Origin of the sequence: Streptomyces wuyuanensis, from assembly GCF_900103455.1 — a bacterium.
Taxonomy (GTDB): domain Bacteria; phylum Actinomycetota; class Actinomycetes; order Streptomycetales; family Streptomycetaceae; genus Streptomyces; species Streptomyces wuyuanensis.
Genome location: NZ_FNHI01000011.1, coordinates 44,947 through 57,739, shown reverse-complemented (window position 1 = coordinate 57,739; position 12,793 = coordinate 44,947). Strand labels below are relative to the sequence as shown.

Genomic DNA, 12,793 nt, shown 5'->3' with positions numbered 1-12,793 from the left:
CATGCGGCGACTTCCGGCATGAGGGGAACTCGAGGTGTCGTACCAGAAGCGGACAGCTCTCGCGCTGGCAGCGGCCGCGGCGGGCTCGGTGGTGCTGACGGCCGCGCCCACCGCCCATGCCGCCGTCGTGGACGTCGACTACCAGTGCCAGACGCCCATCGGGCCCAAGGGGGCGGTGTCGCCGATCGACATCAAGGCCGTCAGGAGCGGCGCTGGCTACAAGCTCACGATGTCGTTCCGGAAGGGCGTCTCGTCCAGCCCGGTGGAGCTCGGCAAGGGGGCGATGAACCCGAGCGCGGTCATCGAGCTCGGCGGTGCGGAGAAGGGCAAGGTCCCGGTCTCGGGGCCGCCGAACGCCGAGGCGATCCCGGCCAACACCCCCATCAAGATCAACGACTTGACCGGGACGTACACCCCCGGCAAGAGCGGCAAGGTCACCTTCACAGCCGGGGTGCTCACCATCAAGGCACTCGGTACGACGACCACGTGCACCCCCAGGAACAACCCGGGGCCGTCGCTCGAACTGGACGTCCAGGGCGCGGGCGGCGGGGGTTCGCAGTCCGGCGGCGGGTCCGGCTCCGGCGCCGGTGCCGGCGAGCTGCCGAAGACCGGTCCCCTCGACTCCGCGCTCGCGCTCGGCACGCTCGGCGGCACGGTGCTCCTCACCGGGGCCGCCGGGGTGCTGTGGCTGACCCGGCGCGGACCGCGGTCCGCGGGCTGACCGTGCCGGCCCGCGCCGGACTCGCCGCCGCGGCCGGCGCCCTGCTGCCCGTGCTCTGGGCGGCCGCGCCAGCGGCGGCCGGGCAGGACTGGACGGCCGAGCCCGCGACGGGCGGCAGACCGTACGTCTATCTGGAGGGCCCGCCGGGCACGGTCATGGAGGACGGCGTCTCCGTGACCAACCCGGGGGCGGAACCGCTCACGGTCCGGCTGCGGGCGGCCGGCACGGCCTGGGTGGCGTTCGCCGAGGACCGGGTGACCGTGCCCGCCCGTACCCGGGCCGATGTGCCCTTCGCCGTCACGGTCCCGGACTCCGCGTCCCCCGGCGACCGGTCCGCGCGAGTCGTGGCGTCGGCCGGCGCCCGTGAGGCGGTGGTACGCGTCCATGTGCGTGTCACGGGTCCCGAGCTGGCCGCGCTCACGGTGGAGGACGTCCGTGTCGACGGCCGCGTCATCCGCTACACGCTCGTCAACCGGGGCAACACCGTGCTCGCGCCCCGCCTCGCCGTGCGCGCCGACGGGCTCACCGGCGAGCTGCTGCGGCGCCCCGCCCGCACCCTGCCGGTCGAGCTGGGTCCCGGCCGCAGCCTGGAGCTGACCGAACCCTGGCCCGATCCGCCCGCCCTCGACTCCGTCGACGTCACCCTCCGTGTCACGGCCCCGGGCGCGGCACCCGCCGAGGCGACGGCCTCCGCCCGGTACGTGCCGTGGGCCGCGGCGACGGGGACGGTGCTGGCGCTCGGGACGGCGGCGGGCGGCATCGCACTGTGGCGCGGCCGCAGACCGCCCCCCGGCCGACCCGACGGACCCGAACGGACCCTGGCACAGGCGGGAGCCCGACCGTGAACGGCGAAACACCTGACCCGGCCCTCCCCGCCCGCGGCCGAGGGCGCCCGGAAGCCCCGCGCCGGTGGTTCCGGCAGCTCCTCCGTCGGACACGCCGGCCGCGGCACCCGTCCGGCGTGCGGCGCGTCCCCGCGGGCCGGACGGACCTCGTCCGGCTGCCGGCCGTGCTCCTCGTCGCGGTCGTCGCGGTCGCCGCCGCCGGAGCCGCCCCGTACGCCGCCGCGGACACGAAGCCCGTCGTCCGTCTCTCCGACGAACAGGCCGGCAAGGGCGGGGACATCACGGTCAGCGGCTCCGGCTGGCGGCCCGAGGCGCTGCTGATGCTCCTGATCTGCGGACAGTCATCGCCCGGCAGAGGGGTGATCGGCGGCACCAACTCCTGCGCCAACGCCGAGGGCCGGGCCGTCACCACCGACACCAGGGGCGGTTTCAGCAGGAAGATGCCGGTAGCCGAGCCGCCGGAACCGTGTCCGTGCGTGGTGCACGTCGCCACGGTCACCGGTGAACGGACCGTCGTGGACACGCCGTTCACCGTCGCCGGCCATCCCACGGCCCCGCTGCCACGGCGGACGGACGGCGGCAGGCTCGCCGTGCTCGCCACCGCCGAACTGCGGGGGTCGAGCGGCCTCCTCGTCTGGTTCGGCGCTCCGCCGGGCCGTGAACTCGTCTTCACCGTCGGCAATCTCGGCACCGCGCCGGTCGAGGACCCGGTTTTCCAGGTCGGCACCGCCCATGGCGTCTTCGCGCCCCAGTGGGAGGAGCGGCAGTGGCGGGGCACCGTGCAGCCGGGCCGGAAGGCGCAGATCAGGCTGCCCGTCCAGCTGTCGGCGGGCGCCCACGGCGACTACCAGGTCTCCGTGAAGTACGGCTCGAAGGTGCTCGTCGAGCATCCCTGGGGCGTGGGCAGGCCCTGGGGCGTGACGCTCTTCTGGGTGCTGCTGGCCGTCGTCGTTCCGGCGGCGCTGTTCCGGACCGGGATGGCCGTCGTCGACCGCGTAGGGCCGCGGCACCCCGGCCGGCACCGCACCGCGCACCGCGTCGCCCCGCCCAGGGACCGGGCGGCCCCCTCCGCGGAGGACGGCCGTCCCGTCCCCGCCACCACGGCCCTGCCGTGGTTCACCCCGGACTCCGCACCGTCAGAGAACCGACCCACGACGAAGGGACACACGTGAGCACGCAACGGAGGATGGGCGCGGCAGGGGTCGCGCTGATGCTCGGCGGCGCGGGGATACTGCTGGCCGCGTCTCCCGCCCAGGCCGCCGAGGTCTCGTACGCGACGGAGTGCATTCCGCCGGCCATCTCCGGCCTGCCGCCCGTCCAGGGCACCACCAGGGTGCAGATCACGGCGCCGGCGGAGGCCAAGGTCGGGGACGAGATCGAGGTGGTCTGGAAGACGGTCGAGGCCGCGTCGAAGAACCCCGACGTCCTGGATCTGCAGAAGGACACGGTCAAGCCGACGGGCACCCTGAAGGTGGCCGGGGCGCAGACCGCCGACCTGGCGATGGAAGGGCCGCGGCAGAATCCGCCGATCCCCAAGAACAGCCCCATGGTGCTGCCCGACATGAAGGCCAAGCTGAAGCTCACCGCACCAGGGGAGATCACGCTGACTCCGGGCGCGTACGACATCAACGTCTCCAAGCCGATCTCGACCGACACCAGGTGCGCCCCGAAGGAGGCGGTCCAGCCGGGGGCGACCGTCAAGGTCGCCGAGGGCGGGGGCGGTTCGGGCGGCACGACGGGAGGCGACACCGGTGGTTCGTCGACGGGCGGTTCGTCGAGCGGTGGTTCGTCGACGGGTGGGGACACCGGTGGTTCCTCGACCGGCGGTTCGTCGAGCGGTGGTTCGTCGAGCGGTGGTTCGTCGACCGGCGGCGACTCCGGAGGGTCCACGGGCGGGAGCGCTTCCGGGGGCACGACGGGCGGTGGCGGCGGCCAGACCGACTTCGAGGGCAAGGAGGTGCAGGTCGCCTACTCCTGCAAGACGCCCATCGGCGACAAGGAGGCCGTCTCCCCGGTCAGGATCAACGCCAAGAAGAACGGCGGGGACTTCGACCTCACCGTGAAGTTCTCCAAGTCGGTCATGGACAGCCCCGCGGACATCCCGGCCGACTCCGTGAAACCTTCGATGGAGGTCGCACTGGGCGGGGCCGACAAGGGCTTCGTGCACGTCGAGGGCCCCACGAACAAGGAGCCCATCAAGGCCGGCGACCCGATCGAGATCCCCGATCTGACCGGCACCTACAAGCCGGGCGCCAGCGGCAGGTCGACGCTCAGCCCGGGCGTCCTCACGGTCGAGGCGCTGGGCACGACGACGACCTGCACCCCGCCCGCCGATGTGGCCGTGTCGCTGGAGCTCGACACCTCCGCCCAGCCGGGCGGTGCGAGCGGTGGTTCCGGCGGTGGCTCCGCGTCCGGCTCGACGGGCGGCGGTGACGCCTCGGGCGGCGGGCTCGCCGACACCGGCGCCGGGGACGACGGCGCCCTGCGCGCCCTCGCCCTCGTGGCCGGCACGGTGATCCTGATCGGCGGCGCGGTCTTCACGTTCACGCCGTGGGGGAGGCTGCGCGGCGCCCGGTGAGCGGCCACGGGCGCGGCGGGCCGGTCGGGCTCCTCCCGCCGGCAGGACGCCGGCCCGAAGAGGCCGCCACACGAACGGGCCGGCCCGGCACGCGGAGTGCGTGCCGGGCCGGCCCGTGTGCGGTGGGCGCCGGCGCCCAGGAAGACGCCGGCGGGACCCGCGTGACGTCAGCGGACGTCGCCCATGAGGGCGCGGATCTTCCTGCCCGCCATCATGAACGTCAGACCCGCGACGATCGCGACGACCGCCCACATCGAGTAGTACGCGGCGTCGCCGAGCGGCTCGTTGAGCTTGGTGGTCCAGCCGTTCAGGGCGTTGCCCGTCGCGGTGGCCAGGAACCACAGGCCCATGATCTGGCCGACGAACTGCTTCGGTGCCAGCTTCGTGGACAGCGACAGGCCCACCGGGGACAGGCACATCTCGCCGAGGGTCTGGACGAGGTAGACGCTCAGCAGCCAGAAGACGGTGACCTTGCCGGTCTCGCTGTTGGCGGCCGCGGCGCCTGCCAGGCCCATGATGGCGAACGAGCCGCCGATGAGGAGCATCGCCAGGGCGAACTTCATCGGGGTGCTGGGCTCGCGGTTGCGCTTGGCGAGCCTGACCCAGAGAGCGGCGAAGAGCGGGGCCAGGACGATGACCATGGCCGGGTTCACCGACTGGTACCAGGACGCCGGGAACTCCCAGCCCCCGATCATGCGGTCGGTCTTGCCGTCCGCGAACAGCGTCAGCAGCGAGCCCGACTGGTCGTAGATCATCCAGAACAGCACGGCCGTGGCGAAGAACCAGGCGAACGCCTGGATCTTGGGCTTGTCGGTCGCGGTCAGCGCCGGGTTCCGGTACATCGCGACGAAGTAGACGACCGGCACGACGATGCCGAGGACGGCCAGGAAGTTGACGATGTGCTCGATGTCGTAGGTGCCGAGCAGCACGTCGGCGGCGAGCGCGGCGACGGCCAGGCCGCCCCACAGCAGGACCTTGCGCAGCGCGGTCCGCTTCTCCTCCGGCGTCGCCGGGGTGCCGGGCTCCTTGCCGACGTCGCCGAGGTGGCGGCTGCCGAGCACGTACTGGACGACCGCCAGCGTCATGCCGATACCGGCGACTGCGAAGCCGAGGTGCCAGTTGACGTTCTCGCCGAGGTAGCCGACGACCAGCGGGGCGGCCATGCCGCCGATGTTGATCGCCATGTAGAAGAGCGTGAAGCCGGCGTCGCGGCGGGCGCTGGACTGGCCCTCGTAGAGCCCGCCGACCATGGCCGAGATGTTCGGCTTCAGCAGGCCCGTACCGGCGGCGATGAGCACCAGGCCGGCGAAGAAGGCGGTGTCCGAGGGGACGGCCAGGGTGTAGTGGCCCAGGGCGATGACGATGCCGCCGATGAGGACGGCCTTGCGCGCGCCCCACAGGCGGTCGGCGATCCAGCCGCCCGGCATGGCGGCCATGTAGACGACGGCGTTGTAGACGCCGTAGATCGAGGCGGCCAGCGCCTCCCTGCCCTGGAGCGGTCCGTCGAGGACGCCCGCGACCAGATAGAGGACGAGGATGCCGCGCATTCCGTACCAGGAAAAGCGCTCCCACATCTCCGTCATGAAGAGCGTGGCCATACCGCGGGGGTGGCCGAGGAAGGTCTTCTCGCCAGGGGTGCTGGACGAGTCCTTCGTCAGGCTGGACGCCATGTCGATCCTTGCTGCTCGGGACGCGCCGCGACGTGAGCGGTTTCCGCGCCCGGTGGGGGGCGGCCGGCACCGGCGGGGGATCGGTCCCGCCCCCACGCCCGAGGGGCCCGTCCCCCAGGCGGGGGACGAGGGACAGTCCTCACCGGGATCCACGCCCCGCGTGCGTCGTCGCGCGCGGGGCCCGGCCCAGGTCATTCACGGTCGCGGAGGGGACTTGCGCCCGACTCCGCGCAGAAAAGAGACCTTTGGCGGCAAAAGCAGCCAAAGGTCCCCGAGTAGTGCTGTAGGCGCCTTGACACCATAAGGCATGACAGCAACATGTTTAGACCACTTGAGAGGAGGATCACAGGCGTTGGCGGAACCGTCTGCCCACATTCGAAGGCGCCAACCAGGATCGCACCACCGACCTCCGGGGCCTGCCCAGGCCCCCCCGGAGCGTCACCGCTGCGGACTACCATCACCCCATGACCCGTGTACTGCTCGCCGAGGACGACGCATCCATCTCCGAGCCGCTGGCGCGCGCCCTGCGCCGGGAGGGGTACGAGGTCGAGGTCCGCGAGGACGGCCCGACCGCGCTCGACGCCGGGCTCCAGGGCGGGGTCGACCTGGTGGTGCTGGATCTCGGGCTGCCCGGCATGGACGGCCTCGAAGTGGCGAGGCGGCTGCGCGCCGACGGCCACAGCGTGCCGATCCTGGTGCTGACAGCCCGCGCCGACGAGGTCGACACGGTGGTCGGCCTGGACGCCGGCGCCGACGACTACGTCACCAAGCCCTTCCGGCTCGCCGAACTGCTCGCCCGGGTCCGGGCGTTGCTTCGGCGCGGTGCCACCGAGCCCGTCGTGGCTCCCGCGACGCACGGTGTGCGGATCGACGTCGAGTCCCACCGGGCCTGGATGGGCGACGAGGAGCTGCAGCTCACGGCGAAGGAGTTCGACCTGCTGCGCGTGCTGGTGCGGGACGCCGGCCGGGTCGTCACCCGCGACCAGCTGATGCGCGAGGTCTGGGACACCACGTGGTGGTCCTCCACGAAGACCCTCGACATGCACATCTCCTGGCTGCGCAAGAAGCTGGGGGACGACGCGGCGAACCCGAGGTACATCGCGACGGTCCGAGGCGTCGGCTTCCGCTTCGAGAAGAGCTGAGCGCGCCGGGCGGAGCCCGGACGGCGTGGCGCCCGGGACGGCCCGGGCCGTGTCCGCCCGGCCCGGTACGGCCGCCCCGGGTGCGAGCCGCTCGCGGCCGGGCGCCCCGCGCAACGACGAATGGCAACCGGGCGGCCCGAGGCCGGGTGGCCCGGAGGCAGCAAGGACCGCGGGGGTCCCGACCCCCGCACGACCGCAAGACCCGCCCGGAGGGCACCGTGCGCCGCCGACTCATCAACTCCACCCTGGCCGTGGTGCTCGTCGTGATCGCCGTCTTCGGCGTGTCGCTCGTCATCGTCGAGACGCGGACCATCAGCAACAGCGCGCAGGAGAGCGTCGACTCCGAGGCACTGCGGCTGGTCAGTGTCATCGAGGCCAAGGTGCTGGAGCACGAGCGGGTCGACGACGGCGTGCTGGCCGACCAGATCGGACCGGACCGCTTCGCCAGGATCGAGATTCCCGGCAGCCCGCAGGTCGAGGTGGGGCAGCGGCCTTCCGGCAGCGTGATCCGCGGCACCGCCACCGGTGAGCAGGGGGAGCGGGTCACCGTCGAGGAGTCGCGCGCCACCGTGACCCGCGAGGTCGGCCGCTCCCTGATGATCATCGGGGCGGTGGCGCTGCTCGCCGTCGTCGCCGCCGTGCTGCTCGCCGTGCGGCAGGCCAACCGGCTCGCCTCGCCGCTGACCGATCTCGCCGAGACCGCCGAGCGGCTGGGTTCAGGCGATCCCCGGCCCCGTCACAAGCGGTACGGGGTTCCCGAACTCGACCGGGTCGCCGATGTCCTGGACGCCAGTGCCGAGCGGATCGCCCGGATGCTCACCGCCGAGCGCCGGCTCGCCGCGGACGCCTCCCATCAGCTCCGTACGCCCCTGACCGCCCTGTCCATGCGGCTGGAGGAGATCTCCGCCACCGACGACCCGGAGACCGTCAAGGAGGAGGCGAACGTCGCGCTCACCCAGGTGGAACGGCTCACCGACGTGGTGGAGCGGCTGCTCACCAACGCCCGCGACCCGCGGACCGGGTCCGCCGTCGCCTTCGACCTCGACGAGGTCGTCAAGCAGCAGATCGAGGAGTGGCGACCGGCGTACCGCAGCGCGGGACGCGCCGTCGTCTGCTCCGGCAAGCAGGGGATGCGGGCCGTCGGCACGCCGGGCGCCGTCGCCCAGGTCCTGGCGGCCCTGATCGAGAACTCGCTGATGCACGGGGGCGGCACGGTCGCCCTGCGTACGCGCGTCACCGGCAACCAGGCCGTCATCGAGGTGACCGACGAGGGCCCCGGTGTCCCCGCCGACCTGGGTGCGCGGATCTTCGAGCGCACCATCAGCGGGCGGAACTCCACGGGCATCGGACTCGCCGTGGCCAGGGACCTCGCGGAGGCGGACGGCGGCCGGCTGGAGCTGCTGCAGCAGCAGCCCGCGGTGTTCGCCCTGTTCCTGAGCCGGGAGACGCGGCCGCGCACGGAGGAGTCGGAGCGCACGGTGCGCTGAGACGCCGTCGGGGCGTGACGAGCGGGCGGGGTCAGCTGCCGACGCGGTCGGGCTGCTCGGTGCGCCGCTGCTCCAGGAACGACTCCGCGGTCTGTACGGCCTCGCGGGCCGGCAGGGCGCGGAACACCCAGGTCCGGTACGACCAGAAGCGGAACAGAGTCGCGACGGCGATCCCGAAGAACTTGAAGAAGTTGCTCTGCAGCGGGCCGTCCCAGCCGAACCCGTAGGTCGCGACGTACAGCACGCCGTTCTCGATCACCATGCCGACCGCGCTGAACAGCAGGAACAGCGTGAGTTCCTTGGTGCGGCCGCTCTTGTCGCGGTCCCTGTACGTGAAGTACCGGAAGCCCACGTAGTTGAACAGGATCGCGATGACGGTGGCGAGGAGACTGGCCCGCACCACCGGGATCTCGGTGGTGTGCCGCAGCAGGTTGAAGACCGCCATGTTGACCAGCAGGCCCAGGCCGCCGACCGCGCCGAACTTGGCGACCTCGCGCGCGAGCCGGTTCAGTCGCACACGCAGTGCGCCCCGTTCGCTCATGGTGTTCGCTGGTCCCGTCCGGTCGACTACGTCAACCAGACCACTCTAACCAGCACCTCCCCCGCGTGCCCGATGGACGGCCACTAAGGAGTGCACGCCCTTGTGGGATCGCACGAAGCGAAGGGGTGGGCGGGACCGTACGGAGCTCCGGATACCCTGGGAGGGTGACGTTCCCCGTAGTCGGCATGGTCGGCGGCGGACAGCTCGCCCGTATGACACACGAGGCAGGCATCCCCCTCGGCATCAGGTTCAAGCTCCTCAGTGACACCCCCCAGGACTCGGCGGCCCAGGTGGCCGGCGAGGTCGTCGTCGGCGACTACCGAGACCTGGACACGCTCCGCGAATTCGCCCGCGGCTGCGACGTGATCACCTTCGACCACGAGCACGTGCCCACCGAGCACCTGCGGGCTCTGGAGGCGGAGGGCATTCCCGTCCGCCCGGGCCCGGACGCGCTCGTGCACGCCCAGGACAAGGGCGTGATGCGCGCACGGCTCGACTCGATCGGCGTGCCCAGCCCGCGTCACCGCATCGTCGCCGACCCGGCGGACGCGGCTGCCTTCGCGGCGGAGGTCGGGGGCTTCCCCGTGATCCTCAAGACCGTGCGCGGCGGCTACGACGGCAAGGGCGTGTGGTTCGTCCGGAGCGAGGAGGACGCCGAGTCGCCGTTCCGCGCCGGTGTGCCCGTCCTCGCCGAGGAGAAGGTCGACTACCGCCGCGAGCTCGCCGCCAACGTCGTCCGCTCCCCGCACGGCCAGGCGGTCGCGTACCCCGTCGTGGAGTCGCGGCAGGTCGACGGCGTCTGCGACACCGTCATCGCCCCCGCGCCGGACCTCGACGAGGAGCTGGCCGGGCAGGCCCAGGAGCTCGCGCTGCGCATCGCCCAGGAGCTCGGCGTCGTCGGCCACCTGGCGGTCGAGCTCTTCGAGTCCACCGACGGCCGCATCCTCGTCAACGAGCTGGCGATGCGCCCGCACAACTCCGGGCACTGGACCCAGGACGGCGCCATCACGTCCCAGTTCGCCAACCATGTCCGGGCGGTGCTCGACCTGCCGCTGGGCGACCCCCGCCCCCGCGCGGAGTGGACGGTCATGGCGAACGTCCTCGGCGGCGACTACCCGGACATGTACCAGGGCTATCTGCACTGCATGGCCCGGGACCCGCAGCTGAAGATCCACATGTACGGCAAGGACGTGAAGCCCGGCCGCAAGGTCGGACACGTCAACACCTACGGCGACGACCTGGACGACGTGCTCGCGCGCGCCCGTCACGCGGCCGACTACCTCAGAGGAACGATCACCGAATGACCACCGCTCCCGGTTCGGCCCCCCTCGTCGGCATCGTGATGGGCTCGGACTCCGACTGGCCCGTCATGGAGAACGCCGCCCAGGCCCTGGACGAGTTCGAGATCCCGTACGAGGTGGACGTCGTCTCCGCGCACCGGATGCCGCGCGAGATGATCGCGTACGGGGAGCAGGCGGCGGAGCGAGGGCTGAAGGCGATCATCGCGGGCGCGGGCGGAGCCGCCCATCTGCCCGGCATGCTCGCCTCCGTCACCCCGCTGCCCGTGATCGGCGTGCCCGTGCCGCTGAAGTACCTCGACGGCATGGACTCGCTGCTCTCGATCGTGCAGATGCCCGCCGGCGTGCCGGTCGCGACCGTGTCGGTGGCCGGGGCCCGGAACGCCGGTCTGCTCGCGGCCCGGATCCTCGCCACCCAGGACGCCGACCTGCTGGCCCGGATGCGGGAGTTCCAGCAGGAGCTGAACGACCAGGCGACGGAGAAGGGCAAGCGGCTGCGCGCGAAGGTGGAGGGGTCCGCGGCGTTCGGCTTCGGCAAGTAGGCTGCGACCGTGGATTTTCTCGCCGAAGCCCGTTCGCTGCTCACATCCTTTCCCGTCGTCGACGGCCACAACGATCTTCCTTGGGCCCTGCGGGAACAGGTCCGCTACGACCTGGACCGCCGCGACATCGCGACCGACCAGACGGGAAGCCTGCACACCGACATCCCGCGGCTGAGGGCCGGCGGGGTCGGAGCGCAGTTCTGGTCGGTGTACGTGCGCAGCGACATGGCCGGTGACGAGGCGGTCAGCGCCACGCTGGAGCAGATCGACGTGGTGGACCGGCTGCTGGCCCGCTACCCGGCGGACCTGGCGCGCGCCCTGACCGCCGACGACATGGAGTCGGCGCGCAAGGAGGGCCGGATCGCCTCCCTGATGGGGGCGGAGGGCGGCCACTCCATCAACAACTCCCTGGCCACCCTGCGGGCGCTGCACACGCTGGGCGTCCGCTACATGACGCTGACGCACAACGACAACAACGACTGGGCGGACTCGGCGACGGACGAGCCGCGCTTCGGCGGGCTGTCGGCGTTCGGCCACGAGGTCGTACGGGAGATGAACCGCACGGGCATGCTCGTGGACCTCTCGCACGTCGCCCCGACGACGATGCGGGACGCGCTGGACACCTCCGTCGCCCCGGTGATCTTCTCCCACTCGTCCGCCCGGGCGGTCTGCGACCACCCGCGCAACATCCCCGACGACGTGCTGGAACGGCTGCCCGCGAACGGCGGGGTGGCGATGGCCACGTTCGTTCCGAAGTTCGTCCTGCCGGAGGCGGTCGCCTGGACCCGTGCGGCGGACGAGAACATGCGGGAGCACGGCCTCCACCCCCTCGACACGACCGAGGCGGGCATGAAGGTCCAGCGGGCGTACGAGGCCGCGAACCCGCGTCCGATGGCGACGGCGGCCACGGTCGCGGACCATCTGGACCACATGCGCGAGGTGGCCGGGATCGACCACATCGGCATCGGCGGCGACTACGACGGCACCGCGTTCACCCCGGCCGGCCTGGAGGACGTCGCCGGCTACCCCAACCTGATCGCGGAGCTCCTGCGCCGCGGCTGGTCCCGGCCGGACCTGGCCAAGCTCACCTGGCAGAACGCGGTCCGCGCGCTGGGCGACGCGGAATCCGTCGCCCGCGACCTCCAGTCCCGCCGCGCCCCCTCGAACGCGACGCTCCGGTCGACGGCGGCGACCCCCAAGCCGTAGGCAGCCGATCACCGAGCCCCCGCCGCGGTCGCGCGGCGGGGCGTCTGCGACCCTGCCCCCGGCACGGGCGGGCCGCCCGCGCTCGTGAGGGCGCGGGAGGGCGCGGCAGCGCTGCGTCCCCGCCCCGCCTGCGCCCGTAGCCCCCATCCGCTCGGATCGTCCGGCGAGGCGCCGCGCGGCGGTGCCGCACGGGCCCGCTCCGTTATCCGCCCCGGCGCGCGCGGTAGGCGCGCATCTTCGCCCGGCTGCCGCAGACCGCCATGGAGCACCAGCGGCTGCGTCCGGCCGGGCTGCGGTCGTAGTACGCCCAGAGGCAGTCCTCCGCCTCGCACGCCTTCAGCCGGAGCCAGGTCCCGTCGGCCGTCGCCTCCGCGATGGCCGCGGCGACCCGGGAGAGCAGGGAGGCCGGGTCGGCCGCGGGGCGGAGCGCCGCTGTGCCCGCGTCGTCGACGGTGACGCGCAGCGGCGCGCCGGTCAGGATCCGGTCCAGGTCCGCGGCACGGCGGCCGGGTGAGGAGTGGCCGGCGTGCGCCAGACACGCGGCCCGCAGCGCCTCGCGCAGTTCCCTCGCGGCCGGCACCTCCGTCTCCGTGAGGCCGAAGGCCGCGCGCCCGTCCTCGGTGTCCAGCGCGTCGGCGCCCGTGTCGACGCTCAGCGTGTTGACCAGCGACTCGATCAGCTCGAGCCCTCCGGGTGCCGGGGCTCTGTCATTCATGGTTGCGACGTTACCTCCACTGCGGGACCATGTGGTTACGCGTTACCG

12 protein-coding genes are annotated in these 12,793 nt (G+C 72.7%); 9 read left to right on the top strand and 3 right to left on the bottom strand.

Going from position 1 to position 12,793, the window contains the following annotated elements; all coding sequences use genetic code 11:
• The first annotated feature begins 34 nt into the window (after positions 1 to 34).
• From BLT82_RS17420 to BLT82_RS37175, 4 genes are all read left to right on the top strand, one after another.
• Positions 35 to 721, top strand: a complete 687-nt coding sequence (locus BLT82_RS17420; protein ID WP_093655808.1) for a peptidase — start codon at positions 35 to 37, stop codon at positions 719 to 721.
• Positions 685 to 1,566: a COG1470 family protein gene (locus tag BLT82_RS17415; RefSeq protein WP_244292019.1), complete on the top strand. Its 882-nt coding sequence runs from the start codon at positions 685 to 687 to the stop codon at positions 1,564 to 1,566. The genes BLT82_RS17420 and BLT82_RS17415 overlap by 37 nt, the downstream gene beginning before the upstream one ends.
• Positions 1,567 to 1,682: 116 nt before the next feature.
• Positions 1,683 to 2,738 carry a hypothetical protein gene (locus BLT82_RS17410; RefSeq protein WP_208867944.1) on the top strand — a complete coding sequence of 352 codons (1,056 nt, stop codon included), beginning with the start codon at positions 1,683 to 1,685 and terminating at the stop codon, positions 2,736 to 2,738.
• A gap of 14 nt (positions 2,739 to 2,752) precedes the next feature.
• The gene (locus tag BLT82_RS37175) at positions 2,753 to 4,144 is read left to right on the top strand and encodes a hypothetical protein (RefSeq protein WP_093655804.1); all 1,392 of its coding nucleotides are present in this window, start codon (positions 2,753 to 2,755) and stop codon (positions 4,142 to 4,144) included.
• Between the two features lie 167 nt (positions 4,145 to 4,311).
• Here the strand turns inward: BLT82_RS37175 and BLT82_RS17400 are convergent, their stop codons facing one another.
• Positions 4,312 to 5,814 carry a peptide MFS transporter gene (locus tag BLT82_RS17400; protein ID WP_093655802.1) on the bottom strand — a complete coding sequence of 501 codons (1,503 nt, stop codon included), beginning with the start codon at positions 5,812 to 5,814 and terminating at the stop codon, positions 4,312 to 4,314.
• 464 nt (positions 5,815 to 6,278) lie between these two features.
• Between BLT82_RS17400 and BLT82_RS17395 the strand changes: the two genes are divergently transcribed.
• Complete coding sequence (locus BLT82_RS17395) at positions 6,279 to 6,956, top strand: response regulator transcription factor (RefSeq protein WP_167746031.1); 678 nt, start codon at positions 6,279 to 6,281, stop codon at positions 6,954 to 6,956.
• A 218-nt stretch (positions 6,957 to 7,174) separates the two neighbouring features.
• Positions 7,175 to 8,443 (top strand): ATP-binding protein, encoded by a 1,269-nt coding sequence (locus BLT82_RS17390; protein WP_093655798.1) that lies wholly within the window; start codon positions 7,175 to 7,177, stop codon positions 8,441 to 8,443.
• A gap of 31 nt (positions 8,444 to 8,474) precedes the next feature.
• Here BLT82_RS17390 and BLT82_RS17385 read toward each other — a convergent pair whose 3' ends face one another.
• Positions 8,475 to 8,984 carry a GtrA family protein gene (locus BLT82_RS17385; RefSeq protein WP_093655796.1) on the bottom strand — a complete coding sequence of 170 codons (510 nt, stop codon included), beginning with the start codon at positions 8,982 to 8,984 and terminating at the stop codon, positions 8,475 to 8,477.
• A gap of 107 nt (positions 8,985 to 9,091) precedes the next feature.
• On the opposite strand from BLT82_RS17385, the gene BLT82_RS17380 reads away from it, so the two are divergent.
• Genes BLT82_RS17380 through BLT82_RS17370 form a run of 3 tightly spaced genes read left to right on the top strand, consistent with a single transcriptional unit; the run spans position 9,092 to position 12,030 of the window.
• Positions 9,092 to 10,288 (top strand): 5-(carboxyamino)imidazole ribonucleotide synthase, encoded by a 1,197-nt coding sequence (locus BLT82_RS17380; RefSeq protein ID WP_244292030.1) that lies wholly within the window; start codon positions 9,092 to 9,094, stop codon positions 10,286 to 10,288.
• Complete coding sequence (purE, locus tag BLT82_RS17375; protein ID WP_093655792.1) at positions 10,285 to 10,824, top strand: 5-(carboxyamino)imidazole ribonucleotide mutase; 540 nt, start codon at positions 10,285 to 10,287, stop codon at positions 10,822 to 10,824. The genes BLT82_RS17380 and purE overlap by 4 nt, the downstream gene beginning before the upstream one ends.
• A 9-nt stretch (positions 10,825 to 10,833) precedes the next feature.
• Complete coding sequence (locus tag BLT82_RS17370) at positions 10,834 to 12,030, top strand: dipeptidase (protein ID WP_093655790.1); 1,197 nt, start codon at positions 10,834 to 10,836, stop codon at positions 12,028 to 12,030.
• Between the two features lie 202 nt (positions 12,031 to 12,232).
• Here BLT82_RS17370 and BLT82_RS17365 read toward each other — a convergent pair whose 3' ends face one another.
• Complete coding sequence (locus BLT82_RS17365) at positions 12,233 to 12,745, bottom strand: CGNR zinc finger domain-containing protein (protein WP_093655788.1); 513 nt, start codon at positions 12,743 to 12,745, stop codon at positions 12,233 to 12,235.
• Positions 12,746 to 12,793 lie beyond the last annotated feature (48 nt).

What these genes read in the sequence shown, in the direction of transcription:
- BLT82_RS37175 (WP_093655804.1), top strand. Translation starts at nt 2,753, where the DNA reads ATGGGCGCGGCAGGGGTCGCGCTGATGCTCGGCGGCGCGGGGATACTG.
- BLT82_RS17400 (WP_093655802.1), bottom strand. Translation starts at nt 5,814, where the DNA reads ATGGCGTCCAGCCTGACGAAGGACTCGTCCAGCACCCCTGGCGAGAAG.
- BLT82_RS17395 (WP_167746031.1), top strand. Translation starts at nt 6,279, where the DNA reads ATGACCCGTGTACTGCTCGCCGAGGACGACGCATCCATCTCCGAGCCG.
- BLT82_RS17385 (WP_093655796.1), bottom strand. Translation starts at nt 8,984, where the DNA reads ATGAGCGAACGGGGCGCACTGCGTGTGCGACTGAACCGGCTCGCGCGC.
- purE (WP_093655792.1), top strand. Translation starts at nt 10,285, where the DNA reads ATGACCACCGCTCCCGGTTCGGCCCCCCTCGTCGGCATCGTGATGGGC.
- BLT82_RS17365 (WP_093655788.1), bottom strand. Translation starts at nt 12,745, where the DNA reads ATGAATGACAGAGCCCCGGCACCCGGAGGGCTCGAGCTGATCGAGTCG.